Here is a 24,188-nt window from a genome sequence, read left to right on the forward strand (position 1 = left end):
CCGGCGCCGCCGGCCGCCGCCGCGCCCGCTCCCGGCACCGGGAAGGTCAACCTCGACAAGGGCCGGGTCAGCCTCCAGAAGAACCAGACCGTGTCCCTGGTCAAGGGCGGCCGCCCGCTGCTGTCCCGGGTGCAGATGGGCCTCGGCTGGGAGCCCGCGTTCCGCGGCGCGGACATCGACCTGGACGCCTCCGTCATCGCCTACGGGCCGCAGCGCAACCACATCGACAGCTGCTACTTCGGCAAGCTGGCCATCCTGAACGGCGCGGTGAAGCACTCCGGCGACAACCTCACGGGCGAGGGCGCGGGCGACGACGAGGTGATCACCGTGGACCTCGGCCGCCTTCCGCAGGAGGTCACCGGCCTGGTCTTCACGGTCAACTCCTTCTCCGGCCAGAAGTTCACCGAGGTCGCCAAGGCCTACTGCCGCCTCCTGGACGCCACCACCGGCGAGGAACTGGTGCGCTTCGACCTCACCGACGCCGAGGCCCAGACCGGCGTGATGATGGCCAAGCTGATCCGCCAGTTCTCCGGCGAGTGGGAGATGACGGCCATGGGCGACTTCGTCAAGGCCCGCACCGTACGGAACATGGTGAAGCCGGCGGCACAGGCGCTGTAGGCGCTGCCCGTACGACGGCCCGGGGGCGCCCTCGCGGAGGGCGCCCGCCCTGGCCGAACCCGGGCCCGCTACCCCCGCAGCCCCTCCATCAGCAGGGACAGATACCGGCGGATGTGCCGGCCCTGCCCGTCCGCCAGCTCCGACGCCGACACGACGCCGTGCGCCAGCCGCAGGACGTCCACCGGCTCGACATCGGCCCGCAGGGCCCCCTCGTGCTGGGCCGCCTCCACCAGCCGGGCCGCAGCACCCTTGATCGACGCGCCGCAGGCCGTGACCGCGGCCGAACCGCCGTCCGTGACGGCCGAGCCCAGCAGCGACTTCAGCCCGCGCACCTGGATCGTCCCGGCGCAGAGCTCGTTCAGCCACTCCATCAGCGCCTCGCCCGGCGGCAGGTGCTCCGCCAGCTCGCCTGCCCGCGCGGCGAGCGCCTCCATCCGGTCGGTGTAGGCGGCCTCCAGCAGCGCCCGGCGGTTCGGGAAGTGCCGGTACAGCGTGCCGGAGCCGACACCCGCCCGCTTGGCGATGTCGTCGAGCGACGCGTTCTCCCCATGCTCGGCGAAGACTTCCGCCGCCACCTTCAGCAACCGCTCGTAGTTGCGCCGAGCGTCCGCGCGCATGGGCCTGACCTGCGTCATCCAGATACTCCTTGCGAACCGGAGGCCATCTCCGTATGTTATCCGGCGTCAACCGGAGACCGTCCCCGGTTATCTGCCGAACGGAGTCCGACCCATGGCACCCATGGCCACCCCTCCCTCGGCCGGCCCCGGCCCGCGCGGCGTACTGGCCCGCTATCGCCGCGCGATACTCGACAGGTCCGCCGACGACCTCGCCGGCCTGTACGCGGTCGACGCCGTGCACGAGTTCCCGTTCCGCTTCCCCGGCCTGCCCGCGCGCTACCTCGGACGCGAGGAGGTGCGCGCGGGCTACACGGCTCTCTGGGGCGCGAGCCCGGCGCGGCCGGAGGCGGTCCACGAGGTGGCGGTGCACGAGTCCACCGACCCGGAGGTGATCACCGTCGAGCAGACCGTCACCGGGACCGTGACCACCACCGGTGAGCCCTTCGAGGTCCCCGGCCTGCTCGTGATGCGGGTCCGCGACGGTCTGCTCGTGCACGTGCGCGACTACATGGACGGCCTCGCGGTCACCGGCGCGATGCGGCGATGACCCGGCCGCCGGCGCTCAGGCCGCCCACGGCCAGTCGGCGTCCCGTGCCGCCTCCAGCAGCGGGACCATCCTGAAAGCCGAGTCCGAGAGCCCGCCGAACGTGTGCCTGTTGCCCGTCCCCGACGGGCCGTGGCCCGCCCGGTACCCCTCGAGGTTCCAGGTGTAGACCGGGACGTGGGCCGGGATCTGGCCGGTCGGGTCGCCGTGCCGGTTCGGGGCGTACTGCTCGTCGGTGACGATCAGCACCCGGTCGTGCTTGCGGTAGTGCCGGCGCACCGCCTCGGTGGTGTCGGTGCCGCCGAGGTCGCCGAAGCGGTCCAGGACCTTCAGCACCGACTCGCCCTTGCGGAACCTCACCTTGTCGCTGGTGGTCCCGAACTGGACGAGATCGGCGTCCGCGGCACGCAGAGCGAGGGCGGTGCCGAAGATCGCCGCCGCGTCGGCCCGGTTGAGCTGCGAGCGCTCGGACACCAGCGACCAGAACATCGAACCCGAGCGGTCAACCAGCACGAGCGTCCGGCCGGGCAGCGCGGGCACGTTGGCCAGCGAGTGACCGAGCGCCCGCTCCAGCGACCAGGACCAGCGCAGCGACGGAGCGTTCCGGTACGCGGCCAGGTAGCGGAAGGGGAACTGGCGCGAGCGGGCCACCTGCTCCGGGTCGCTGATCCTCGCCGCGACCTGCGCGGCGACCTCGTCCGAGACCCCGGCCTCGTCGAAGTTGCGCAGGTTGCGCACCAGCGCCATCGCGCCCATGGACGGGATCACGGCCTCCCAGGCCGCCTTGTCCATCGGCCCCTGGATCCAGCCGGCCAGCGCCTCCCAGGTGATGCCGGCCGCCGCCAGCCGCTCGGCGCCGCCGGGCTCGGTGACGACCGCCCGGCGCCGCTCGACGGGCAGCGTCATCAGCTCGCGGTGTGCGGCCAGCACCGGGATCGACGCGGGCGGCTCGGCGGTGTCCGGGTGGTGGCGCCGGTCGAGGGCGTACCGGAACAGCTCGCCCTGCCGCGGCTTGTCCGGGTCCGGCGAGGCGTGCACCAGGTTGAGGATGTCACCGAAGCGGTAGCCCTTGGACGCGGTGTCGTACTTCAGCAGCGACCTGGCGTGGTACAGCCGTCGTACGGCGTCGGCGACCCCCCGCTTGACAGGCTTGGGGACGGCTCGGCCGTACGTCGCCGTCCAGTAGGCGAGCAACTCGCCGGGCTCGTCCGGGCGCTGGAGCACCGAGTCCACGACCTGCCGGTTCGACGGGCCGCCGGTGACGCCCGCCGTCAGCCGGGCCCGCACGTACTCCGCGGCGCCGACGATCGAGGCCGTACGCATGTTCCCCGCGCCGCGCAGCCAGCCGAGCAGGCCGGCGGTCCAGGACGGGTCGGCGACGGCGAGCTCGCGCACGAGCTTCGCGAACCGGTCGTCGCGGTCCGCGCCGGACTCGTAGAAGGTCTGCCGGGAGACCATGTTCGAGATCGCGAGCAGAAAGAGCTCCGAGCGTGCGTCACGCTCGTGGCCCCGGCCGCCCTCGTACGTGCGCAGCACGCGTCCCGTGGAGGTGACCCGCGAAGTGGGCTGCACCTTGGCGGCCTTGGTGTTGAATCGCGCCATGCTGAATTCCCCCGAATCCCTCGGCGACTTGGACGTCGTTGTTCGGAGGGAGGCGCAGCAGAAGGAGGGGGCCCGAGGTCAGGGGTCGGCGACGGACTTTGCCAGATGCTCTGCCGATTGAGCTACACCGACCCGAAGTCGATGACGGGATTCGAACCCGCAACCGTCCGATCCGAGGAAGTAACCGTTGCCTGCGCACCGGGCACCCACCATGAACTGCGCCTCCCGAGATCAGGTCGGCGGCGGCTGTTCTTGTTCCGGGAAAGGGAAGTAGCCGCTGCCGTCGCACCGGGAGGTGCCTGAAGTTTTTCGGTGTCCAGAGATCGAGGCCGGCGGAACCGACGGTCGGTGCTCTGCCACTGAGCTACACCGGCATGTCGAGCCGGTGGCGGGATTCGAACCCGCGGCCTCCCCATTAAGAGTGGAAGTAGGTCCTGCCTGTCGCACCTGGACGTGCATCACTTTAGGAGGGGAGCCGCGGGACGGGCGAGCGAATTTAATTCACCGACGTTCCCGAAAGGTTCAGCCGCGCTTCTGCCGCTTCCACGGACCGGTGATGGCGAGCATGATGCCGGGCGTCTGGATGTTGGCGAACAGGGTCTTGCCGTCGGGCGAGAAGGTGACGCCGGTGAACTCGCTGTACTCCGGCTCCGCCTCGGTGCCGATGTTCAGTTCGTTGCGGGCGATGGGGTAGGTGCGGCCGCTCTCGGTGGCGCCGAACAGGTGCTGGACGCCCTCGCCGTCCTCGGCGATGACGAGGCCGCCGTAGGGGGAGACGGTGATGTTGTCCGGGCCGTCGAAGGCGCCGTCCTTGGCCGGGTCCGGGTTCACGCCGAGCAGCACCTTCAGGGTCAGGGTGCGGCGCTTGGGGTCGTAGAACCAGACCTGGCCGTCGTGCTGGACGGGGCTCTCCTCCCGGGCGTAGGAGGAGACGATGTAGGCGCCGCCGTCGCCCCACCACATGCCCTCCAGCTTGCGGGCGCGGGTGATCTGGCCGTCCTTGAACTGCTTACGGGTGGAGACCTGCTTGGCGTCGCGGTCGGGGACGTCCACCCAGTCGACGCCGTAGACCGTGCCGATCTTCGTGGCCCGGGACAGGTCGTCCACGAACTTGCCGCCGGAGTCGAAGCACTTGAAGGCCTGCAGCACGCCCGCGTCGTCCGCGAGGGTGCGCAGCTTGCCGCGGCCGTGGCGGAAGCCCTCCGGCGGGGTCCAGCGGTAGAGCAGGCCGTTGGGGCCGGCGGCGTCCTCGGTGAGGAGCGCGTGCCCGCGCTTGGGGTCGATGACGACCGCCTCGTGGGCGTAGCGGCCGAGGGCCTTGATCGGCTTGGGGTCGCGGTTGGCCCGGTGGTCCTCCGGGTCGACCTCGAAGACGTAGCCGTGGTCCTTGGTGAAACCGTTCTTGCCGGCCTTGTCCTCGGTCTCCTCGCAGGTCAGCCAGGTGCCCCAGGGGGTGCTGCCGCCCGCGCAGTTGGTGGCGGTGCCGGCGATGCCGACCCACTCGGCGACCTCGCCGCCGCGGCGGACCTCGACGACGGTGCAGCCGCCGGCCGCCGCCGGGTCGTAGACCAGGCCCTCGGTGAGCGGCACCGGGTGCGGCCACTGGGCGCGGGCGCCGGCGAGCTCGTGGTTGTTGACCAGGAGGGTGGTGCCCCGGGGGCCCTCGAAGGTGGCGGTGCCGTCGTGGTTGGACGGCGTGAACTCGCCGGACTCCAGCTTGGTCCTGCCGCTGTAGGTGATGATCTTGTAGGCGAAGCCCGCGGGCAGGGCGAGGATGCCGTTCGGGTCCGAGACCAACGGGCCGTAGCCGACGCCGTGGTGGCCACCGCGCGCGGACTCCGCCTCGTCGTTGTCGATGTCCGTGGCGGCGAGGGCGTTGGGCGCGGTGGCGAGCGCGCCGACGCTGCCCGCCAGGGCGACCCCGGCACCGGTGATCGCGGATTTCCTGGTGAAGTCCCTGCGGGTGAGCGACATGGTGTGTCTCCTGTGACGGTGGTGGCTGCCGTGGAGGGTGGCGGACCTCGGTTCGGCGCAACCGTCCCGCCCGCGCCTGAACTACGGCTGAACACCGGTCGACTTCACCGGACTCTCTTTCATGAATCCGTATACGCAATCCCACGAGACACCCAAGTCGCCCGGGAAAGGCCCCGGGCCCGCCCGGCGGCGGCGGCCGTCAGCCGCCGTGCGCCGACCGTGCCTTGAAGGCCGCCTTGCGCGCCTCCTTGGCGATCTTCTTGTCCGGGTGCAGCCGCCCCATCGCCTCCAGCACGTCCGCCGTCTGCGGGTGGTCCACCCGCCAGGCCGCCGCGAAGAAACCGCCGTGCTGCTCCGCGAGGCCCTGCACGAGCGCGTGCAGTTCCTCGGAGTCCCCCTCGGCCGCCAGTTGGGCGGCCACGGTGTCGATGGTGAGCCAGAAGACCATCCCCTGGGACGGGGGCGGTACGTCGGTCAGGCCCCGCTCGGTCAGCCAGACCCGGGCCAGCCCGCCCAGTTCGGCGTCGTCGAGCACCTCGCGCAGCGCCGGTTCGGCCGCGGCGCCCACCAGGGACAGCGCCTGCTGGCAGCGCAGCCGCCGCAGCGGAGCCCCGGTGTCCGCACCGCGTGCGGCGGCGAGCAGCTCACGCGCGGCGGCGAGCGGTTCGCGGCGCGCCAGCCACAGCTCGGTCTCGGCGTGCGTGGCGGCGGACGGGAAGCCGGCGGTGCCGTCGAGCAGCGCGTCCGCACCCTTGTCCGCGAGGTCGCCGACCGCCGGGGCCTCGTGGCCGGCGTCCAGCAGCCGGGCCCGCATTCCGTACAGTCCGAGGGGGGTGAGTCGCACCATGCCGTAGCGGGTGACGTCCACCTCGTCCTCCGGGGCCTGCTGCTCGGCGGCGGGGTCCTCGGCGTGATCGGCGTCCGCCAGGAGCGCCTCGTCGACCGGCCGGTACTCCACGAGCCCGGCCGGCTGAAGCAGCCGGAACTGGTCGTCCAGCCGCATCATGGCGTCGGAGACCTGCTCGAGTATGTCGTTGGTGGGCTCACCCATGTCGCTGGGCACGATCACGGAGGCGGCCAGCGCGGGCAGCGGCAGGGGGCCGCCGGCGGAACCGTCCTCGCCGACGGTGAGCAGATAGAGGTTGGCGAGCACCCCGTCCAGGAAATCCGCCTCGGCCTGGGGGTCCCAGTCGAGCGCGGAGAGGTCGACGGCGCCGCCCTCGTCCATCGCGTCGATCAGGCCGTCCAGGTCGGGCACGCTCGCGTCGGCCAGCACGGCCTCCAGCGCGGTCAGCCACACCCCGAGCACGTCGTGCGGCGAGCCGCCGGTGAGCAGGCGCAGCTCCGGTCCCGCCGCGACGGTGCCCTCCTCCTCGTCGGTGATCTCCACGAGTCCGGTGTCGACGGCGATACGCCAGGCCTCGCTCGCCAGGGCCGCGGCGTCGTCCCCGCTGTCCGCGCCCAGCCCCAGCGCCTCGGCCGCCTCGGCCAGTTGTCCCTCCACCAGCGCGCCGCCGGCGCCCACCCGGGTCCCGGGTCCGGCCCACCGGGCGAGCCGGGCGGCGCGCGAGAGCAGCGGGGTGGCGAGGGCGTCCCGGGCCAGCTCCGCTTCGGAAGCCAGCCGCACCGGCGGCAACGGGGACCTGTCTGACATCGGCTGGTTCTCCTAGCGGGCCTGAGGGCCTGGACGACGGCGGGCCTGAAGGCCTTGACGACTCAACCGCTCAGCCTAGACGGATTTCCACCGATGCCGCCCGGTTCATCTCTTCGACGGCGGCCGTGCATGGCCGAAACCTTGACAACTGCCCTGGCCGCGCAGGAAATTGACGCGCGTAGAAGTTCGGGGGACAGCTGTTCACCGCAGGGCACGGCCGTTCACCGTGTTCCGGTTGTCTACGCGCGTTGCCCCGTTCCACCCTCGTCCCGGCGCCTGTCACGTCCCCGGAGGGATTCCCGTTGCCGAGCATGTCTTCCGCGCGTCTCGCCGCGCTGACCGTCGCCGCCGTGTGTTCGGCGGCGGCCGTGGTCCCGACGATCGTCTTCCCCACGCCCGCGCACGCGGACTCCGTGCGCATCCACGACATCCAGGGCACCACCCGGATATCTCCGTACGCCGGCCAGAAGGTCGCGGACGTGGCCGGAATCGTCACCGCGGTGCGCACCTACGGTTCGTCCAGGGGCTTCTGGATGCAGGACCCCAGCCCGGACGACGACCCGGCCACCAGCGAGGGCGTGTTCGTCTTCACCAGCTCCACCCCGAAGGTCGCGGTCGGTGACTCCGTCACGGTCACCGGCACGGTCTCCGAGTTCGTCCCGGGCGGCGCCTCCTCGGGCAACCAGTCGGTGACGGAGATCACCAAGCCGTCGGTCACCACCGTCTCCACCGGAAACGCGGTCCCGGCGCCGGTCGTCCTCGACGAGAAGTCCGTGCCGGACGAGTACGCCCCCACCGGCGACACCGCCGCGGCCGGCTCGATCAACGGCCTGACCCTGGCCCCCTCGACGTACGCCCTGGACTACTACGAGTCCCTGGGGGGCATGAACGTCCAGGTCGCCGACGCCCGCGTGATCACCGCGACCGACCCGTACAGCGAGCTGTGGGTGACGGTGAAGCCGCACGAGCACCCGAGCCGCCGCGGCGGGACGGTCTACGGCTCCTACGACGCCCGGAACAGCGGCCGGCTGCAGATCCAGTCGCTGGGCTCCACGGCCGACTTCCCGACGGCGAACGTCGGCGACACCCTGGAGGGCACCACCACCGGCCCGCTGGACTTCAACCAGTTCGGCGGCTACACGCTGGTCGCGAGCGCGCTCGGCACCCTGCACAGCGGCGGGCTGGAGCGGGAGACCACGAAGAAGCAGTCGCGTGACGAGCTGGCGGTGGCGACCTACAACGTCGAGAACCTCGACCCGGGCGACTCCACGTTCGACAAGCACGCCGCCGCGATCGTGAACAACCTGCGGTCGCCGGACATCGTGTCCTTGGAGGAGATCCAGGACGACAACGGCGCCGCCGACGACGGCACGGTCGACGCGAGCGAGACCGTGAACAAGCTGATCGACGCGATCGTCGCGGCGGGCGGCCCCCGGTACGACTGGCGCTCGATCGACCCGGTCGACGACCAGGACGGCGGCGAGCCGGGCGGCAACATCCGCCAGGTGTTCCTGTTCGACCCGGAGCGGGTGTCCTTCGTGGACCGCGCGGGCGGCGACTCCACCACCGCCGTCGGCGTCACCAAGGTGCACGGCAAGGCGCAGCTGACGGCCTCCCCGGGCCGCATCGCCCCGACCGACGCGGCCTGGAGCAACAGCCGCAAGCCGCTGGCCGGCGAGTTCGTCTTCCGCGGCAGGACGGTCTTCGTGATCGCCAACCACCTCAACTCCAAGGGCGGCGACCAGGGACTGACCGCGCAGTACCAACCGCCGGTGCGCAGCTCGGAGATCCAGCGCCACGCACAGGCCACCGTGGTGAACGCGTTCGTCAAGGACATCCTGTCCGCGCAGAAGAACGCGGACGTCATCGCGCTCGGCGACATGAACGACTTCGAGTTCTCCGACACCGCCAAGATCCTCGAGGGTGACGGCGAGCTGTGGTCGGCGATCAAGTCGCTGCCCCGGAGCGAGCGCTACACCTACGACTACCAGGGCAACGAGCAGGTCCTGGACCAGATCCTGATCAGCCCGGCGATCCGGCGCGGGTGCGACTTCGAGTACGACAGCGTGCACATCAACTCGGAGTTCAGCGACCAGATCAGCGACCACGACCCGCAGGTGCTGCGGTTCCGCCCGTAGGACGCGCCGGGTTCAGGGCTGGCTGAACACGCCGTTCAGCCAGTCCTGCCAGGCGGCCTCGCACTCCTTGATGTCGGCGCCCGGCGTGAAGTCGTGCAGGGAGATGCCGACCGGGTGCCCCCAGTGGTTGCGCCCGAAGACGCGGGTGAGGCCCCGGTCCGTGCGCAGTCCGATGAAGTACGGGTTGCGGAAGTCGACCACTGCCTCGAACGTGTCCGGCCCCCGGACGGTCAGCCGTGTGCCCGCCGCCACGTCCTCGGCGACACCGAGCGCCCGCCCGACCACGGCGAGGGCGTCGGCGGCCTTCGACGCGTCGGGCCCGTCGAACGTGGCGAAGGCGGCCGGCCGGGGCGCGAAGTGGGCCAGGTACTCGCGCAGGGTGTGCAGATAGAAGTCGGTGTGCTTGGCGGCGCCGTCGTACTGGTTGTCCCAGTCGTCGACGAAGATGCCGCTGTGCACGTACCGGACCCAGGCCCGTCGCCCCTCGTCGCGGGGCTCGATCGTGTAGTCGAGCTGGTTGAGGGTCTGCTCGGAGATGCCCTCGACGTCCTCGACACGGTTGGTGTAGCGGTTCGGCGGGTTCCATGCAGTGACTGTGGACCCGAAGGGGCCCTTGCCGCCGACCCGGGGCTCGGGCGGTTCCATCGGCCACAGATAGCCTCCGGAACCGGTGGTGATCGCCTCCCACACCTTCTCCGGCGGGGCGTCGACCTCGAACTCGCGGGCGATCTCGAATTCCTCGGACATGGTGGTTTCCTGACGTCTAGTGCTCGGGCTCGGGGGTGTGCCGGTCCCTGACCGTGGGATGCAGGGCCACGACGATCCGGTGGTCGCGCCCGGCTTCGGCGTCCGGCGTGTCGTACTTGCGGATCAGGGCACTCACCCCCGCCGTCAGCTCCTGCACGAAGGCCGCCCGGTCGGCGGCCGAGGCGAAACGCACCTCGCCGTCCAGCGCGTACGTGGCCAGCCGTTTGCGGGCCTTCGTCGCTCCGGTGATCAGTGCGCCGACGTCGCGCACCAGCCGGGCGCCCAGGGCGAGCAGCCAGCGCGCGGACAGCTGGTCGCGGAAGCGGTCCGGATCCGGCTGCACGGCGGCCAGCGCGAGTGGTGAGATGACGTACGACGCGGCGGTGGCGCGCATCAGCCGCTCGGTGACGTTGCCCTTGCGACGCTCGCCCGCCAGCTCGACCAGGCCGTGCCGCTCCAGGGTCTTGAGGTGGTAGTTCACCTTCTGCCTGGGCAGGCCCACCTGTCCGGCCAGCATCGCGGCCGACGCGGGTCCGGCCGCCAGTTCGGCGAGCAGCCGGGCCCGGACGGGGTCCAGGGAAACGGCTGCCGCCTCGGGGTCCTCGATCACGGTCACGTCCAGCATGGGTTCACCGTCTCACCGAAAACTTTTTTTGTCCAGACGGTCAGAGTTTTCGGTAAGTCGCCTGCACGGGGCCGGGTGGGGCCCGCGCGCAGGGCCGGATCCGGATTCCGCGTGGGTGGATCAGGCGGGCACGAGGCCGAGGGCGTGGTCGTAGCGGCTGACCGTGCCGCTCTTCCGCCCGGGCCAGGTCCGGACGCGCTTCCACTGCTCGGTGGCCGAGCCGATGCCCTCGCCGGAGGCGTTCAGGGCGTCGATGTGCGCCTGGGCGCTCTCCCAATCGGCGTAGTTCAGGACCCGCGTGCCGTCGGTGCTCAAGTGGAAATGGGCGGCGATCCCGCCGGGGTGCGGGCGCGGGTCGGTCTCGAGCGCCTCGATGACGGCGTCGACCCAGGCGCGCTGCCGCTCGGGGGCGGGCCCGTCGAACTCGACGTCGACGATCACGATGCACCCGGGGACGCGGCCCGCCCGGTCGGCCGGCCCGCTGCCGCGGTAGCGCCGGTAGCGGCCGAGCCGCAGCCGTTCGATCCCCGGCACGGCGGTGTCGATCTCGTCGACGCGCTCCTGCCGCCGGGTCCTGACGAACGCCTCGTAGGCCTGCTCGCTCGCCCACTGCGAGTGGTGCAGCAGGGTGGAGCCGTCGTGGCCGGTGTAGACGTGGTAGGAGACCAGGTCGTCGGCGGGCCAGGGGCGGCGCTCCCAGGTCGCGGCGACGGCCTCGACGGTCTGCCGCTGCCGCTGCGGCGTGCCCACCCGCCAGGTGCTGAAGAAGGGCGCGCCGACGCGCGGGTCGGCGAGGTCGGGGTGGGCTTCGGTGCGCCGGGTCGTACGGATCTCAGGCGTACGGATGGTACGGCTCATTCGGGCCTCCGGTGATCGGCGGTGGGCGCTGTGTGCACCGACCACCCTCCGACCTCGACCAAGGTTCAGGTCAAGCGCAAAAGGAGGCCGCCCCCCACCGGAGAGGTGGGGAGCGGCCTCCGGCCCGACCGAGGCCGGGCGTGTTCCGTTCTGCGGTGGCGTCGGGCGCCCGTCAGGGCGGCCCCTCGGCGGCGGCCCTCACTGGCACTCCTTTTGCCTGTACCGGCGCACCAGCAGCCCTGCCGTCAGCACGGCCGCACAGGCCACACCCGCGATCATCAGCGGGCGCGGATTGCGCCGGCAGGCCTGGACGGCGTCGGTCACGGGGCCGGGAACGGCGTGTTCGGCCCGGTGCCCCACCTGGCTGGCGCGCTCCTGCGCCCGATGCCCCACGAGGGTGGCCCTCTCCTGCGCCCGGTGTCCCACCAGGGTGGTTTTCTCCTGGGCCCGGTGCCCGGCCACGCCGACCCGCTCCTGCGCCTTGTGCCCGGCCAGGGTGGCCTTCTCCTGGGCGCGATGTCCGGCGTGCACGGCCGTGCTGCGCAGCTGGACCGTCATCGCGCCCGCCCGGTCCCTCAGATCCGCCGCGCGCGCCTTGGCCCGGCCCCTCACATCGGCCTTGGCCGCCAGCTCCTCGACGGTGTCACCGAGCCGGTTTCTGGTCTGTTCGATCTGCGCGCGCAGTTCGTCGGGGCCTTTGGCGCCGAGTGCCCTCCTCGATCCGCCGTCCGCGCCCTGCGTCCTGTCCGTCATCGGTGGTGCGCCCTTTCCTTGATCTGCTCGACGTCCGCCTTGACGCTGCCGATCGTCCTTCGCGGTGCGGGTGGCCCGGCGCGACGCAACTGGGAGCGGCCGACCACGGCCAGCAGACCCGCGATCGCGAACAGTGCACCCGCCACGATGAGCGCGGAGGCCCACACGGGCAGCGCCAGAGAGATTGCGGCGACGGCCGTACCGGCGAGCGCGATCAGTCCGACGTAGCCGATGGCGCCGGCGGCACCCAGCAGCCCGCCGCCGCGCCCCGCACGCCGGCCCTTCGCGGTCAGCTCCTCCTTGGCGAGGGCCACTTCCTGCCGTACGAGCAGGGAGAGGTCTTCCGTCGCCTGGTGCACGAGTTCGCCCACCGAGCGGTCGCCCATCGGGTGGAGCTGCTCGCGCGCAGGCCTGGCGTCGATGGTCCCGGTCACGGTGTCCCGCCTCCTCTCGGTCCGGAACACCCGGGTACCCCGGGCCGTCCCCGACTACCCCTGCCCCGGCCCGCCGGGCCCGCGCTCGCCGAGCCGGGCCAGCTGGACCTGGAACCAGTCGAGCCGCGCCTGCAACAGGGCCGCCTCCGCGACGAGTTCGGGCACACCCAGCTCCTCGGGCACGCTCTCCCCCTCGAACGCACCCGGAACCTGCGCCCCACCAGGGCCCCGGCCCGCGGCCGGACCGGGCGCGTCCGTGCCGACGCCCGCCGCCGCCGGCGGCACGCCACCGGCCGCACCGCCCAACCCGCCGTCGGCCACGACCCGCAGGCCGTCCCCGGCCAGCCGGGCGAAGCCGGCGGGGGTCACGGAGACGCGGCCGCGCACGCAGGCCGCGCACGCGGCGGCCAGGGCCCGCATGCCGGGTCTGCCCCAGCCCGCGTCGGCCAGCGCGACGGCGGGAGCCCCGCACGCGCACGGGCCGACGGTCATCGTCCGCACCCGCTGGCGGGCGTAGCGGAAACCCCGCTCGAAGCGGATGTAGGCGCCGAGGACGGAGACCTCCAGCAGCACGGCGGCCCGATGCTCGGCCGTGCACAGCAGCGCCTCGGCCGCCGTGCGCTCGTGCACGCAGTGGAAGCCGCAGTCGCACAGGCGAGCGGGCGGACGGTGCCGGAGGCCGTAGACGCACGCCGCGTCGGCGACGACGCCGTACGGCAGCGCGCCGCCGAGCGACACTCCGGTGAAACCGGCCCGGGTGCCGTCCTGGGACAGCACCGGGTGAGCGATCTTGTAACCGGTCGGCGGCTCCGCCGGGCGTTCCGTCGGCAGCCGCAGCCTCATCGGGCGGCCGGGACCTCTTCGGGCGCGGCGGCCTGCGGCTCCTGGATCTCCTCGGGACGTTCGATCTCCTCCTCGGCGACCCGCGGCTGCTGCTGCTCCTCCGCGACTCCGGTGGCCAGTGCCTTGCCGAGCTTCATGACGCCTCCCATGAGCTGCCCGTCGGTGACCTCATGCCCATGGTGACGCATCACGGCCGACTTGGACACAGCGCACGGCGGACCCGGACGCAGGGCTGCGAAAGGCACAGACGGCGCGGACGGTGAGGACTATCGTGAAGCATCACTTAGCGATATTGAGTAGAAAAATTCAGTGGAGCTTCACGATGGAGTTGCCGACACTACCCGTATGACAACCGCAGCCGCTCCCGCCCCGCCCTTCGGCCGCGCTCTGTGCGCCATGGTCACGCCCTTCACCGCCACCTCGGAGGCGCTCGATCTCGACGGCGCCCAGCGGCTGGCCGACCGGTTGGTGACCGAGGGATGCGACGGCCTGCTGCTCAGCGGCACGACGGGCGAGTCGCCGACCACGACGGACGCCGAGAAGGCGGAGCTGATCCACGCCGTGCGCGAGGCGGTCGGAGACCGTGCCTCGATCGTGGCGGGGGTGGGCACGGCCGACACCCGGCACACCGTCGAACTCGCCCTGGCGGCCGAGAAGGCGGGCGCCGACGCGGTGCTGGTGGTGACGCCGTACTACAGCAGGCCGCCGCAGGACGCCGTGGAGGAACACTTCCGCACGGTCGCGGACGCCTCCGGCCTGCCGCTCGTGCTGTACGACATCCCCGGCCGCACCGGCACCCGCATCGAGCCCGACACGATGCTCCGGCTGGCCGAACACCCCCGGATCGTGGCGGTCAAGGACTGCTCCTACGACTTCCTCGGCGTCCAGAGGCTGCTGGCGCGTAGCGAGTTGGCGTTCTACGCGGGCTGCGACGAGCACATCCTCGCCCTGTACGCGATGGGCGGCGCCGGATACGTCAGCACGGTCGCGAACGTGGCCCCGCGTCAACTGCGCGCGGTCCTGGACGCGTTCGACGCGGGCGACACCGCGCGGGCCGCCCTGCTGCAGCAACGGGCCACAGAACTCATCGAGTTGATGATGGCCTCAGGGCTGCCCGGCACGGTGACGGTGAAGGGGCTGCTGGGCGCGCTCGGGCTGCCCGCGGGCCCGGTGCGCGCACCGCTGCGGCCCGCCGGCCAGGACAGGGTCGACGAGCTGCTGGCCGCCCACGAGCGCCTTACGGCGGCCTTCGCGCCCGTGGGCTGAGCCGTAGGGTGGCCCCGTGAGCCGCCCTCTGCTGTTCCTCGACGTCGACGGCCCCCTCAACCCGTGGGCGGCCCGGCCGGAGCGGCGCCCCGAGGGGTACACGACGATCCGGGTGGCGCTGCACCCGGGGCGGGCGCTGCGGGTCTGGCTGAACCCCTCGCACGGCCCGGCGCTGCTGCGGCTCGGGTACGACCTGTGCTGGGCCACCACCTGGATGGACGCGGCGAACCGCTGGATCGCCCCGGTCCTCGGCCTGCCCGAGCTGCCGTACGTCGACTTCGGCACGGGGCTGTTCGCGATCCGCCCCGACGGGGTGCACTGGAAGACCGAGGCGATCGTGGCGTACGCGGCGGGCCGCCCCTTCGCCTGGGTGGACGACGAGCAGACCTCCGCGGACACCGCGTACGTGACCGCCGAGCACCCCGGTCGTGCGCTGCTGCACCTCGTCGACCCGAGGCTCGGCATGCGCGAAGGGGATTTCGAGGCGCTCGCGCGGTTCGCGGCCTCCGCCGGGTGATCCGTGACGCACGACGACACGGCGGGGCGCCCTCCCGGACGACGGGAGCCGAACAGCCCTCAGCGACCGCACCGCCCGGGGCTCCCGGCGAGGCAGCCCCACGCACGGTCGCGTGGCCGTGCCCCACTCTCGTGCCGGAGGGGACGGGGGCTCACGAGGAACCGGGGTCCGCACGGAGAGCGAGCGCCCTTCCAGGCCGTCCCAGGGCCGTGGAAGGGCGCTCGGCCATGACCGACGTCGGAAGCCGCCGACAGCTCGGCAGCAGGTCAGGACGTTGACCGAGGAGGCGGCCGCAGGTCACGGCCGCCGTCGGTCAGTTGTGGCTGTGCAGGACCTCGTTCAGGCCGCCCCAGACCGCGTTGTTCGGGCGGGCCTCGACCGCGCCGGTGACCGAGTTGCGGCGGAAGAGGATGTTGGAGGCGCCGGAGAGTTCACGGGCCTTGACGATCTGCCCGTCGGGCATCGTCACGCGCGTACCGGCGGTGACGTACAGACCGGCCTCGACCACGCACTCGTCGCCGAGCGCGATGCCGACGCCCGCCTCGGCGCCGACCAGGCAGCGCTCGCCGATGGAGATGATCACGTTGCCGCCGCCGGAGAGCGTGCCCATGGTGGAGGCGCCGCCGCCGATGTCCGAGCCGTCGCCGACGACGACACCGGCGGAGATGCGGCCCTCGACCATGGAGGTGCCGAGGGTGCCGGCGTTGAAGTTCACGAAGCCCTCGTGCATCACGGTGGTGCCCTCGGCGAGGTGCGCGCCGAGCCGGACGCGGTCCGCGTCGGCGATGCGGACGCCCTTGGGGACAACGTAGTCCGTCATGCGCGGGAACTTGTCGACGGACGTCACCTGCAGGTGCAGGCCCTCGGCGCGGGCGTTGAGCCGCACCTTCTCGATGTCGTCGACGGCGACCGGGCCGAGCGAGGTCCAGGCGACGTTGGCGAGATGCCCGAAGATGCCGTCCAGACTCTGCCCGTGCGGCTTGACCAGGCGGAGCGAGAGCAGGTGCAGGCGCAGGTAGACGTCGTGCGCGTCGATCGGCTTCTCGTCGAGCGAGGCGATGACCGTGCGGACCGCGACCACCTCGACGCCCCGGCGGACGTCCGGCCCGATCGCCGCGGCCGCGCCGCCGCCGAGCAGCTCCGCGGCCCGCTCGGCGGACAGCCGCTCGGTACCGGCGGGGCCGGGCTCGTCCGTCAGCTCGGGCGCGGGGAACCAGGTGTCGAGAACAGTGCCGTCGGAAGCGATCGTGGCAAGCCCGGCGGCCACGGCGCCGGTGGTGCGAGGAGCAGTCGTGTCGGTCATAGGGGAAACCTAACCGGCGGGGGGCCGGGGAGGCGAACCAGCGGGCCTTCGTCTCAGGTGGCGGGCGACGCAGGGGCCAGGGCGCGTACGAGGACCCTTCAGGCACCCGGCGCGGGCTCCGCCGTGTGGCCCGGGGCGGGGTGCCGGTCGCGTAGCGGACCGCGCGCGGGCGTCCGCAGCCGGCCGGCCGCCAGCACCGCGCACCCGGCCGCCGCGCCGAGGGCCGTGCACAGCGGCCAGAGAAGTCCGGGCGCCGCCGCGTACAGTGCGCCGCCGAGGGGTGCGGACAGCACCATGCCGCTGATGGACACACCGGCGTACAGGGACTGGAAGCGGCCCTGGACGTGCTCCGGCGCCTGGTCGGCGACGTAGGCGGTCGCGGTCGTCTTGTAGAGCAACTCGCCCAGGGTGAGCAGCGTCATCGCCGCGACGGCGGTGGCGGTCGCGGCGCCGAGGAGCAGCGCGCCGAAGCCCGCGGCGACCAGGAGCAGCCCGCAGCCGACGACGGGCAGGGGCGAGCGGCGCCGCAGCGCGAGCGCGGTGGGCAGCTCCAGGCACAGCAGGACGCCGCCGTTGACGGCGAGCAGGGAACCGTACAGGCGGGTGTCCATGCCGTGGTCGGCGAGGAAGACCGGGAAGGTGGAGTACTGCTGCCGGTAGACGACGTCGATGACGACGATCGCCGCCAGCAGCACCAGTACGGCCGGCCGCGCCCGCAGCTGCGGCCACACGCCGCCCGCGTCATGGCCCTTGCGGACCCGCCGGATCCCGTGGGCGGGCACCACCCGGGCGGTCCAGCAGGCGAGAGCGAGGCTGCCGAGCCCGTCGGCGACGTACAGCCAGTCGTAGGAGAACCGGGTGGCCACCAGTGCGCCGAGCACCGGGCCGACGGTGAACCCTCCGTTGGCCGCGGCCCGCACCACGGCGAACGCGGGCCTGCGGGCCCCCTCGGGCACGATGGCCGCGACGAGTGCGGAGTTGGCGGCACGCTGCACCCCGGAGGCGTACTCGCACAGGGGCAGCGTGAGGAAGAGCGCGGTGGTCGGCAGCACCGGCACGGCGGCCAGCAGCAGTCCGGAGGTGGCGGCCGCGGCCAGCAGCACCCGCCGGTGCCCGAGCCGGTCCCCGTACCAGCCGCCCGTGAAGTTGCCCGCGACGAGCCCCACTCCCCCGGCTCCGCTCAGCAGGCCCGCCTCGCCCACGCCGAGCCCGCGCGGCCCGGTCAGATAGAGGAAGAGGTAGACGAACCCGACGCTCACCACCATGTTGACGAACGTTCCGGCGGCCAGCAGCCACACCGTCCGCGGTACCTCCCGCAGCGTCCGCACCCGTCCCCCTCCGTGCCCACACCCGCGAGCGAGTGAGTTCCTTTTGGGAACTAACTATGTCAGCATGGCAGCCTCGGGTCAACGTGCTGACGGACGAAGGGACGAGGGTCATGGCCCGCAGGACGAGCCTGGAGGACGCCACCTGTGCCATCGCGCAGGCCCTGGACGTCGTCGGCGACTGGTGGACCCTGCTGATCGTGCGCGACACGGCGCGCGGCGTGCGCCGCTTCGACGAGCTGCAGCGTGAACTCGGCCTGTCCCGCAAAGTGCTGACGGAGCGGCTGCGTCTCCTCGTCGAGGCGGACGTGCTCACCCGGGTGCCTTACCAGGAGCGGCCCGTGCGCCACGAGTACCACCTCACCGCCCGCGGTCGCGCGCTGCTGCCCGTCCTCGTCGCCCTCCAGGACTGGGGGGACGCCTGGATCCTGGGCGACGGCCGCACGACCGCGACGGCCGAGGAGGCCTCCGCGGAGGCCCGGCGGGTCCACGAACTGCCCGGAACCCGGATTCCCGAGCTGAGACTGCTGGACGACGAGGGGACGGCGCGCGACCCGGTCGCCGCGCACACCCCGTACACCGTCCTCTACTGCTTCCCCGGCGCCTACGCCCGCGCCGACGCCTACCCTCCGGGCTGGTCGGAGATCCCCGGGACCTCCGGCTGCACCCTGGAGTCCTGCACCTACCGCGACCACCTCGCCGAGTTCGCCGCGGCCGGCGCCACGGTGCACGGTGTCTCCACCCAACGCCCGGACGAACAGCGGGCGTTCGCGGCGAAGGAGCGGCTCGGCTTTCCGCTGCTGTCCGACGCCGACCTGAACCTGATCGCCGCCCTGCGCCTGCCGACGTTCCGCGCGGCCGGCACCGGCCGTCTCAAGCGGCTCACCCTGGTCGTCGACCGCGAGCGTGTCGTACGGAGCGTGCAATACCCGATCACGGACGTGGCGGGCAGCGTCGACGCGGCCCTGGAGACGGTCAGGCGTCTGACCGAGGCGGGCCCGGAGGAGGAGACCAAGGGCGAGGTGACGGGCCCGGTGGGATGACCCGTGCGAGCACCTCGCGCGCGTAGTCCTCGTCGTACGGCGCCCCCGTCAGCAGCACCTGCAGGCAGATGCCGTCCATGAGGGCGACCAGCGCCCGGGCCGTCAGCCGGTCGGTGCGGCGGGAGAGCAGGGCGGCGACGTCGTCTGCCCACTCGGCGGCGACGGGGCGCAGGGCTGGGCGACGCAGGGCGGCGAGATACAGCTCGTACTCCAGCTCCACGCCGGTGCGGTCGCCGGCGAGCCACTCCCTCATCCAGGCCGCGAGTTCCGTGGCCAGGTCGCTGCGCGGGTCGGTCAGGCCGCCGCGGGCGGCGATCACCTTGGCGAAGCCGTCCTCCGCCTGGCGCAGTGCGGCGACCAGCAGGTCGTCGAGGGTGGCGAAGTGGTACGTCGTGGAGCCCAGCGGCACATCCGCCTCCGCAGCGGCCGAGCGGTGGCTCAGCCCGGCGATGCCCTTGCGGCCCACCACGCGGATCGCCGCGTCGATGATGCGCTGCCGCCGCTCGGGGTCGTACCGGCGGGCCATCAGTGGGCTCCGCCCAGGTTCAGTACCACCACTCCGCCGATGATCAGCACGATCCCGGTGACCTTGGCCAGGTTCAGCCCCTCTCCGAACAGCATCAGACCGATCGCCGCGACCGCCGCCGTCCCGATCCCGGCCCAGATGGCGTAGGCGGTGCCGATGGACACGCTCTTCAGGGTCTGGGCGAGCAGGGCGAAGGACACCACGTAGCCGAGGAGGGTCACCAGCGACGGCCCGAGCCTGCTGAAGCCGTCGCTGTACTTCATGGCGGTCGTGGCGGCGACTTCGGCGGCGATGGCACCCGCGAGCATCACGTATCCCATGGCGCGAGCCTACCGAGCGTTGTGTACGGCCGTACATATCGGTGGGACGATTCGACGCGCACCGCCGAGGGCACGAAGAACGGCGAGGTCCGTGCGGACCTCGCCGTCTCCGTGTCGCTTCGTTGCCTCAGACGTTGAACCCGAGCGCTCGCAGCTGCTCGCGGCCGTCGTCCGTGATCTTGTCGGGGCCCCACGGCGGCATCCACACCCAGTTGATGCGCAGCTCGTTGACGAGGCCCTCCGTGGCGGACTTGGCCTGGTCCTCGATGACGTCCGTGAGCGGGCAGGCCGCCGACGTCAGGGTCATGTCGACGGTCGCGATGTTCGACTCGTCGATGTGGATGCCGTAGATCAGGCCCAGGTTGACGACGTCGATGCCCAGTTCGGGGTCGACGACGTCCATCAGGGCCTCGCGGAGCTCCTCCTCCGAGGCCGGCTTCATCTCCACGGTCTCGCTCATGCCGTCTTCCTTTCGGCGTCGGCGCCGTCCAGCGCCTGGACCGTCGCGTCCTTCCATGCCATCCAGCTCAGCAGGGCGCACTTGACCCGGGCCGGGTACTTGGACACCCCCGCGAACGCCACCGCGTCCTCCAGGACGTCCTCCATCGCGTCGTCGGGCTCGATCTTGCCCTTGGACTGCATCAGCTCCAGGAAGGTCTCCTGGATCTTCTGCGCCTCGGCGAGGTCCTTGCCGACGAGGAGCTCGTTGAGCACGGAGGCCGAGGCCTGGCTGATGGAGCAGCCCTGGCCCTCGTACGAGACGTCCTTGATCGTCGTGCCGTCGTACTTCACGCGAAGGGTGATCTCGTCGCCGCACGTCGGGTTCACATGGTGCACCTCGGCGTCGCCATCCCGAAGACCACGCCCGTGCGGGTTCTTGTAGTGGTCCAGGATGACTTCCTGGTACATCGAGTCCAGCTTCATGCGATCGTTCGTCCCGTCCCGTCAGCCGAAGAAGTTCCGTACGTGCTCCAGGCCGTCGACCAGGGCGTCGATCTCGGCCGGCGTGGAGTACAGATAGAACGACGCTCGCGTGGTCGCAGGAATTCCGTACCGCAGGCAGACCGGGCGGGCACAGTGGTGGCCGACCCGGACCGCGATGCCCTGCTCGTCGAGGACCTGGCCCACGTCGTGCGGGTGGATGTCACCGAGCGTGAAGGAGATCGCGGCCCCGCGGTCCTCGGCCGTGGTCGGGCCGATGATGCGCAGGTCGGGGACCTCCGCCAGCCGCTTCACCGCGTACTCGGTGAGCGCGTGCTCGTGGGCGAGGATCTTGTCCATGCCGATCGAGTCGAGGTAGTCGATCGCCGCGCCGAGACCGACCGCCTGCGCGATCGGCGGGGTGCCCGCCTCGAACTTGTGCGGGGCGGGGGCGTACGTCGAGGAGTGCATCGACACCGTCTCGATCATCTCGCCGCCGCCGAGGAACGGAGGCAGGTCCTCCAGCAGCTCCTGGCGGCCCCACAGCACGCCGATGCCCGTCGGGCCGCACATCTTGTGGCCGGTGAAGGCCACGAAGTCGGCCTGCAGGGCCTGCACGTCCAGTGGCATGTGCGGGGCGGCCTGCGAGGCGTCGATGCAGACCAGCGCGCCGACCTCCTGGGCGCGGCGGACTATCGCCTCGACCGGGTTCACGGTGCCGAGGATGTTGGACACCAGCACGAAGGAGACGATCTTCGTCTTCTCCGTGATGATCTCGTCGATGTTCGACAGGTCGAGCCGGCCGTCGTCGGTCAGGCCGAACCACTTCAGCTTCGCGCCCGTGCGCTGCGCGAGCAGCTGCCACGGCACGATGTTGGAGTGGTGCTCCATCTCCGTGATGACGATCTCGGTCTCGTGGTCCACCCGGTAGGGCTCGTCGGCCCAGCCGAGCATGTTCGCCACGAGGTTGAGCGACTCGGAGGCGTTCTTGGTGAAGACGACCTCGTCGCGGCTCGGCGCGTTGATGAACGCGGCGACCTTGTCGCGCGCGCCCTCGTACAACGCCGTGGCCTCCTCGGCGAGCACGTGCACGCCGCGGTGGACGTTGGCGTTGTGCTGCTCGTAGTACTCGTCCAGGACGTCGATCACCTGGCGCGGAGTCTGGGAGGTCGCCGCGTTGTCGAGGTAGACGAGCTTCCTTCCGTCGTGGACCAGGCGGTCCAGGATGGGGAAGTCCTTGCGGATCGCCTCGGTGTCGAGGAGGCCCGGCAGCTGTGTCACGCGGATGCGCCACCCTTCACGTATGCCTCGTAGCCCTCGTTCTCCAGCTTGTCCGCGAGCTCGGGGCCACCGGACTCGACGATGCGGCCGCCGGCGAACACGTGGACGTGGTCGGGCTTGATGTAGCGCAGGATGCGCGTGTAGTGCGTGATCAGCAGGGTGCCGACCTCGCCGGTCTCGCGGACGCGGTTCACGCCCTCGGAGACGATCCGCAGGGCGTCGACGTCCAGGCCGGAGTCCGTCTCGTCGAGGACCGCGATCTTCGGCTTGAGCAGCTCCAGCTGGAGGATCTCGTGGCGCTTCTTCTCACCGCCGGAGAAGCCCTCGTTGACGTTGCGCTCGGCGAAGGAGGGGTCCATGTGGAGACGCTCCATGGTCTCCTTGACCTCCTTCACCCAGGTGCGCAGCTTGGGGGCCTCGCCGCGGATCGCGGTGGCGGAGGTGCGCAGGAAGTTGGAGACCGAGACGCCGGGGACCTCGACCGGGTACTGCATCGCCAGGAACAGGCCCGCGCGGGCGCGCTCGTCGACGGACATCTCCAGGACGTCCTCGCCGTCGAGCAGCACGGTGCCGCCGGTGATCGTGTACTTCGGGTGACCCGCGAGCGAGTAGGCGAGAGTCGACTTGCCGGAGCCGTTGGGGCCCATGATGGCGTGCGTCTCGCCCTGCTTCACGGTCAGGTCGACGCCCTTGAGGATCTCCTTCGTGGCGTTGTCGGCCTCGACGGTGACGTGCAGGTCTCGGATTTCAAGCGTTGCCATGGGTGCCTCAGGACTCCTGGGTGAGGGAGACGAGAACGTCGTCCCCTTCGATCTTTACGGGGTATACGGGGACGGGGCGCGTCGCGGGGAGGGCGTCCGGCTTGCCGGAGCGGAGGTCGAAGCGCGAGCCGTGCAGCCAGCACTCGATGTGGCAGTCGTCGACCTCGCCCTCGGAGAGCGAGACGTTCGCGTGCGAGCAGATGTCGTTGATGGCGAACACCTCCCCCTCGGTCCTCACGACCGAGACCGGCGTGCCGTCGATCTCCACCCGCTTGGGGGTGTCCTCCTCCAGCTCGCTCAGCCCGCAGACGCGTACGAAGGTGCCGCTCATGCGACCGACGCCTCCAGCTCCTCCTCGATCTTGGCGAGCAGGCGCTCCTCGATGTCCTTGACACCGATCTGCTGGACCAGTTCGGCGAAGAAGCCGCGGACCACGAGGCGGCGGGCCTCGTGCTCCGGGATGCCGCGGGCCATCAGGTAGAAGAGCTGCTCGTCGTCGAAGCGGCCGGTGGCGGAGGCATGGCCGGCGCCGACGATCTCGCCGGTCTCGATCTCCAGGTTCGGCACGGAGTCGACCCGGGCGCCGTCGGTCAGCACCAGGTTGCGGTTCATCTCGTACGTGTCCGTGCCCTCGGCCTCGGCCTCGATGAGCACGTCACCGATCCACACGGCGTGCGCGTCGTCGCCCTGGAGCGCGCCCTTGTAGGCGACGTTCGACTTGCAGTGCGGGGTGTTGTGGGTGACCAGCAGGCGGTGCTCCTGGTGCTGCCCGGCGTCGGTGAAGTACAGGCCGTACAGCTCGGCCTCGCCACCGGTGCCGGCGTAGGTCACACGCGGGTTCAGCCGGACCACGTCGCCGCCGAAGGTGACGACGACCGACTTGAAGGAGGCGTCCCGGCCGACCAGCGCGTTGTGCTGGGCGACGTGGACGGCCTTGTCGTCCCAGTCCTGGACGGAGACGACGGTGAGCTTGGCACCGTCGCCCAGGACGTAGTCGACGTTGGTGGCGAGCACCGCGTCACCGGTGTGGTCGATGACGACGACGGCCTCGGCGAAGGCCCCGAGCTCGATGACCTGGTGGCCGTAGGCGACCCCGCCCTCGCCGTGCACGGCGATGCGGATCGGCTCGGCGAGGACGGCCTCCTTGGGGACGGTCACGACCGAGGCCTGCTCGAAGGCGGAGTAGGCCTGGGCGGCGACGCGGTCCACCGGGGTGCCGGCCTTGCCGAGCCGGGCGTCGTCGCGGCCGACGGTCTCGACGGTGACGCCCTCGGGGGCCTGGACGTCCACCTTCACGCCGGCGCCGGTGGCGGTGGCGGTGCCGTCGTGCAGACCGCGCAGCCGCTCCAGCGGGGTGAACCGCCACTCCTCCTCGCGGCCGTGCGGGACCGGGAAGTCCGCCACGTCGAAGGAGGGCGGCGCGCTCATGCGCGTGGCGACGGTCGACTCCGCGGCCACCGCGATCGAGCCGGCGGTGGTGGAACCCACCGGGATGTTCTGAGCCTCAGCCATGGCTGT

Annotated in this window: 27 protein-coding genes; 6 read left to right on the forward strand and 21 right to left on the reverse strand. The window is 71.7% G+C overall.

What is annotated here, in order from left to right; genetic code table 11:
• Window positions 1-618: TerD family protein (locus tag BZY54_RS09120; RefSeq protein WP_208640604.1), on the forward strand; the 618-nt coding region annotated here is incomplete at its 5' end.
• Between the two features lie 68 nt (window positions 619-686).
• Here the strand turns inward: BZY54_RS09120 and BZY54_RS09125 are convergent.
• Entirely contained in the window at window positions 687-1,253 is a 567-nt protein-coding gene (locus tag BZY54_RS09125; RefSeq protein ID WP_086724337.1) for a TetR/AcrR family transcriptional regulator, read from the reverse strand.
• 94 nt (window positions 1,254-1,347) lie between these two features.
• Between BZY54_RS09125 and BZY54_RS09130 the strand changes: the two genes are divergently transcribed.
• Window positions 1,348-1,782, forward strand: coding sequence for a nuclear transport factor 2 family protein (locus BZY54_RS09130; protein ID WP_244217059.1), 435 nt, complete (start codon window positions 1,348-1,350; stop codon window positions 1,780-1,782).
• Window positions 1,783-1,797: 15 nt separating this feature from the next.
• Here the strand turns inward: BZY54_RS09130 and BZY54_RS09135 are convergent, their stop codons facing one another.
• From BZY54_RS09135 to BZY54_RS09145, 3 genes are all read right to left on the reverse strand, one after another.
• Window positions 1,798-3,381, reverse strand: a complete 1,584-nt coding sequence (locus BZY54_RS09135; RefSeq protein ID WP_086724338.1) for a TROVE domain-containing protein — start codon at window positions 3,379-3,381, stop codon at window positions 1,798-1,800.
• 522 nt (window positions 3,382-3,903) lie between these two features.
• Window positions 3,904-5,355, reverse strand: coding sequence for an alkaline phosphatase PhoX (locus BZY54_RS09140; RefSeq protein ID WP_086724339.1), 1,452 nt, complete (start codon window positions 5,353-5,355; stop codon window positions 3,904-3,906).
• Between the two features lie 199 nt (window positions 5,356-5,554).
• The gene (locus BZY54_RS09145) at window positions 5,555-7,009 is read right to left on the reverse strand and encodes a hypothetical protein (protein ID WP_086724340.1); all 1,455 of its coding nucleotides are present in this window, start codon (window positions 7,007-7,009) and stop codon (window positions 5,555-5,557) included.
• 302 nt (window positions 7,010-7,311) lie between these two features.
• On the opposite strand from BZY54_RS09145, the gene BZY54_RS09150 reads away from it, so the two are divergent.
• Window positions 7,312-9,147, forward strand: a complete 1,836-nt coding sequence (locus BZY54_RS09150; RefSeq protein WP_086724345.1) for an endonuclease/exonuclease/phosphatase family protein — start codon at window positions 7,312-7,314, stop codon at window positions 9,145-9,147.
• A 12-nt stretch (window positions 9,148-9,159) separates the two neighbouring features.
• On the opposite strand, the gene BZY54_RS09155 is transcribed toward BZY54_RS09150, so the two are convergent.
• From BZY54_RS09155 to BZY54_RS51585, 7 genes are all read right to left on the reverse strand, one after another.
• On the reverse strand, window positions 9,160-9,894 hold the full coding sequence (locus tag BZY54_RS09155) for an SRPBCC family protein (RefSeq protein ID WP_086724347.1): 735 nt from the start codon (window positions 9,892-9,894) through the stop codon (window positions 9,160-9,162).
• A 16-nt stretch (window positions 9,895-9,910) separates the two neighbouring features.
• Complete coding sequence (locus tag BZY54_RS09160; protein WP_086724349.1) at window positions 9,911-10,519, reverse strand: ArsR/SmtB family transcription factor; 609 nt, start codon at window positions 10,517-10,519, stop codon at window positions 9,911-9,913.
• A 120-nt stretch (window positions 10,520-10,639) separates the two neighbouring features.
• Entirely contained in the window at window positions 10,640-11,377 is a 738-nt protein-coding gene (locus BZY54_RS09165; protein WP_086724356.1) for an antibiotic biosynthesis monooxygenase, read from the reverse strand.
• A gap of 198 nt (window positions 11,378-11,575) precedes the next feature.
• Window positions 11,576-12,130, reverse strand: a complete 555-nt coding sequence (locus BZY54_RS09170; protein WP_086724358.1) for a DUF3618 domain-containing protein — start codon at window positions 12,128-12,130, stop codon at window positions 11,576-11,578.
• On the reverse strand, window positions 12,127-12,564 hold the full coding sequence (locus BZY54_RS09175) for a phage holin family protein (protein WP_167413966.1): 438 nt from the start codon (window positions 12,562-12,564) through the stop codon (window positions 12,127-12,129). Before BZY54_RS09175 ends, BZY54_RS09170 begins: the two co-directional genes overlap by 4 nt.
• A 54-nt stretch (window positions 12,565-12,618) precedes the next feature.
• Complete coding sequence (locus BZY54_RS09180) at window positions 12,619-13,407, reverse strand: hypothetical protein (RefSeq protein WP_086724360.1); 789 nt, start codon at window positions 13,405-13,407, stop codon at window positions 12,619-12,621.
• Window positions 13,404-13,544: a hypothetical protein gene (locus BZY54_RS51585; protein WP_167413967.1), complete on the reverse strand. Its 141-nt coding sequence runs from the start codon at window positions 13,542-13,544 to the stop codon at window positions 13,404-13,406. Before BZY54_RS51585 ends, BZY54_RS09180 begins: the two co-directional genes overlap by 4 nt.
• 208 nt (window positions 13,545-13,752) lie before the next feature.
• On the opposite strand from BZY54_RS51585, the gene dapA reads away from it, so the two are divergent.
• A complete protein-coding gene (gene dapA, locus BZY54_RS09185; RefSeq protein WP_167413968.1) occupies window positions 13,753-14,673 on the forward strand; it encodes a 4-hydroxy-tetrahydrodipicolinate synthase in 921 nt (306 codons plus the stop codon).
• Between the two features lie 16 nt (window positions 14,674-14,689).
• Complete coding sequence (locus tag BZY54_RS09190; protein ID WP_086724364.1) at window positions 14,690-15,190, forward strand: HAD domain-containing protein; 501 nt, start codon at window positions 14,690-14,692, stop codon at window positions 15,188-15,190.
• Between the two features lie 313 nt (window positions 15,191-15,503).
• Here the strand turns inward: BZY54_RS09190 and dapD are convergent, their stop codons facing one another.
• Both dapD and BZY54_RS09200 read right to left on the reverse strand, forming a co-directional pair.
• Entirely contained in the window at window positions 15,504-16,493 is a 990-nt protein-coding gene (gene dapD, locus BZY54_RS09195; protein ID WP_086724366.1) for a 2,3,4,5-tetrahydropyridine-2,6-dicarboxylate N-succinyltransferase, read from the reverse strand.
• Between the two features lie 98 nt (window positions 16,494-16,591).
• Window positions 16,592-17,821 carry an MFS transporter gene (locus tag BZY54_RS09200; protein ID WP_086724368.1) on the reverse strand — a complete coding sequence of 410 codons (1,230 nt, stop codon included), beginning with the start codon at window positions 17,819-17,821 and terminating at the stop codon, window positions 16,592-16,594.
• 110 nt (window positions 17,822-17,931) lie between these two features.
• On the opposite strand from BZY54_RS09200, the gene BZY54_RS09205 reads away from it, so the two are divergent.
• On the forward strand, window positions 17,932-18,861 hold the full coding sequence (locus BZY54_RS09205) for a winged helix-turn-helix transcriptional regulator (protein WP_086724369.1): 930 nt from the start codon (window positions 17,932-17,934) through the stop codon (window positions 18,859-18,861).
• Here BZY54_RS09205 and BZY54_RS09210 read toward each other — a convergent pair.
• The 8 genes from BZY54_RS09210 to sufD form a co-directional block, all read right to left on the reverse strand.
• The gene (locus tag BZY54_RS09210; RefSeq protein ID WP_086724371.1) at window positions 18,794-19,387 is read right to left on the reverse strand and encodes a TetR/AcrR family transcriptional regulator; all 594 of its coding nucleotides are present in this window, start codon (window positions 19,385-19,387) and stop codon (window positions 18,794-18,796) included. The two genes, BZY54_RS09205 and BZY54_RS09210, sit on opposite strands and share 68 nt — an antisense overlap.
• Window positions 19,387-19,707 (reverse strand): DMT family transporter, encoded by a 321-nt coding sequence (locus BZY54_RS09215; protein WP_086724373.1) that lies wholly within the window; start codon window positions 19,705-19,707, stop codon window positions 19,387-19,389. The genes BZY54_RS09210 and BZY54_RS09215 overlap by 1 nt, the downstream gene beginning before the upstream one ends.
• 127 nt (window positions 19,708-19,834) lie before the next feature.
• On the reverse strand, window positions 19,835-20,167 hold the full coding sequence (locus tag BZY54_RS09220; protein ID WP_086724375.1) for a metal-sulfur cluster assembly factor: 333 nt from the start codon (window positions 20,165-20,167) through the stop codon (window positions 19,835-19,837).
• A complete protein-coding gene (gene sufU, locus BZY54_RS09225) occupies window positions 20,164-20,631 on the reverse strand; it encodes a Fe-S cluster assembly sulfur transfer protein SufU (protein WP_086724378.1) in 468 nt (155 codons plus the stop codon). Before sufU ends, BZY54_RS09220 begins: the two co-directional genes overlap by 4 nt.
• Before the next feature lie 21 nt (window positions 20,632-20,652).
• A complete protein-coding gene (locus BZY54_RS09230) occupies window positions 20,653-21,909 on the reverse strand; it encodes a cysteine desulfurase (RefSeq protein WP_086724380.1) in 1,257 nt (418 codons plus the stop codon).
• The gene (gene sufC, locus BZY54_RS09235) at window positions 21,906-22,670 is read right to left on the reverse strand and encodes a Fe-S cluster assembly ATPase SufC (RefSeq protein ID WP_086724381.1); all 765 of its coding nucleotides are present in this window, start codon (window positions 22,668-22,670) and stop codon (window positions 21,906-21,908) included. Before sufC ends, BZY54_RS09230 begins: the two co-directional genes overlap by 4 nt.
• 7 nt (window positions 22,671-22,677) lie before the next feature.
• Window positions 22,678-23,001 (reverse strand): non-heme iron oxygenase ferredoxin subunit, encoded by a 324-nt coding sequence (locus tag BZY54_RS09240; RefSeq protein WP_086724383.1) that lies wholly within the window; start codon window positions 22,999-23,001, stop codon window positions 22,678-22,680.
• The gene (sufD, locus tag BZY54_RS09245) at window positions 22,998-24,182 is read right to left on the reverse strand and encodes a Fe-S cluster assembly protein SufD (RefSeq protein ID WP_086724385.1); all 1,185 of its coding nucleotides are present in this window, start codon (window positions 24,180-24,182) and stop codon (window positions 22,998-23,000) included. The genes BZY54_RS09240 and sufD overlap by 4 nt, the downstream gene beginning before the upstream one ends.
• Window positions 24,183-24,188: the final 6 nt, after the last annotated feature.

The sequence above is a fragment of the Streptomyces carpinensis genome, assembly GCF_002154505.1.
GTDB classification, from domain to species: Bacteria; Actinomycetota; Actinomycetes; order Streptomycetales; family Streptomycetaceae; genus Streptomyces; species Streptomyces carpinensis.

Bases quoted from the DNA above. Each gene is read 5' to 3' on its own strand.
- sufD (WP_086724385.1), bottom strand. From the start codon at position 24,182: ATGGCTGAGGCTCAGAACATCCCGGTGGGTTCCACCACCGCCGGCTCG.
- BZY54_RS09220 (WP_086724375.1), bottom strand. From the start codon at position 20,167: ATGAGCGAGACCGTGGAGATGAAGCCGGCCTCGGAGGAGGAGCTCCGC.
- BZY54_RS09180 (WP_086724360.1), bottom strand. From the start codon at position 13,407: ATGAGGCTGCGGCTGCCGACGGAACGCCCGGCGGAGCCGCCGACCGGT.
- BZY54_RS09170 (WP_086724358.1), bottom strand. From the start codon at position 12,130: ATGACGGACAGGACGCAGGGCGCGGACGGCGGATCGAGGAGGGCACTC.
- BZY54_RS09160 (WP_086724349.1), bottom strand. From the start codon at position 10,519: ATGCTGGACGTGACCGTGATCGAGGACCCCGAGGCGGCAGCCGTTTCC.
- sufU (WP_086724378.1), bottom strand. From the start codon at position 20,631: ATGAAGCTGGACTCGATGTACCAGGAAGTCATCCTGGACCACTACAAG.
- BZY54_RS51585 (WP_167413967.1), bottom strand. From the start codon at position 13,544: ATGAAGCTCGGCAAGGCACTGGCCACCGGAGTCGCGGAGGAGCAGCAG.
- dapA (WP_167413968.1), top strand. From the start codon at position 13,753: ATGACAACCGCAGCCGCTCCCGCCCCGCCCTTCGGCCGCGCTCTGTGC.
- BZY54_RS09215 (WP_086724373.1), bottom strand. From the start codon at position 19,707: ATGGGATACGTGATGCTCGCGGGTGCCATCGCCGCCGAAGTCGCCGCC.
- BZY54_RS09155 (WP_086724347.1), bottom strand. From the start codon at position 9,894: ATGTCCGAGGAATTCGAGATCGCCCGCGAGTTCGAGGTCGACGCCCCG.
- BZY54_RS09125 (WP_086724337.1), bottom strand. From the start codon at position 1,253: ATGACGCAGGTCAGGCCCATGCGCGCGGACGCTCGGCGCAACTACGAG.
- BZY54_RS09240 (WP_086724383.1), bottom strand. From the start codon at position 23,001: ATGAGCGGCACCTTCGTACGCGTCTGCGGGCTGAGCGAGCTGGAGGAG.
- BZY54_RS09130 (WP_244217059.1), top strand. From the start codon at position 1,348: ATGGCACCCATGGCCACCCCTCCCTCGGCCGGCCCCGGCCCGCGCGGC.
- dapD (WP_086724366.1), bottom strand. From the start codon at position 16,493: ATGACCGACACGACTGCTCCTCGCACCACCGGCGCCGTGGCCGCCGGG.
- BZY54_RS09165 (WP_086724356.1), bottom strand. From the start codon at position 11,377: ATGAGCCGTACCATCCGTACGCCTGAGATCCGTACGACCCGGCGCACC.
- BZY54_RS09205 (WP_086724369.1), top strand. From the start codon at position 17,932: ATGGCCCGCAGGACGAGCCTGGAGGACGCCACCTGTGCCATCGCGCAG.
- BZY54_RS09145 (WP_086724340.1), bottom strand. From the start codon at position 7,009: ATGTCAGACAGGTCCCCGTTGCCGCCGGTGCGGCTGGCTTCCGAAGCG.
- BZY54_RS09135 (WP_086724338.1), bottom strand. From the start codon at position 3,381: ATGGCGCGATTCAACACCAAGGCCGCCAAGGTGCAGCCCACTTCGCGG.
- BZY54_RS09210 (WP_086724371.1), bottom strand. From the start codon at position 19,387: ATGGCCCGCCGGTACGACCCCGAGCGGCGGCAGCGCATCATCGACGCG.
- sufC (WP_086724381.1), bottom strand. From the start codon at position 22,670: ATGGCAACGCTTGAAATCCGAGACCTGCACGTCACCGTCGAGGCCGAC.
- BZY54_RS09140 (WP_086724339.1), bottom strand. From the start codon at position 5,355: ATGTCGCTCACCCGCAGGGACTTCACCAGGAAATCCGCGATCACCGGT.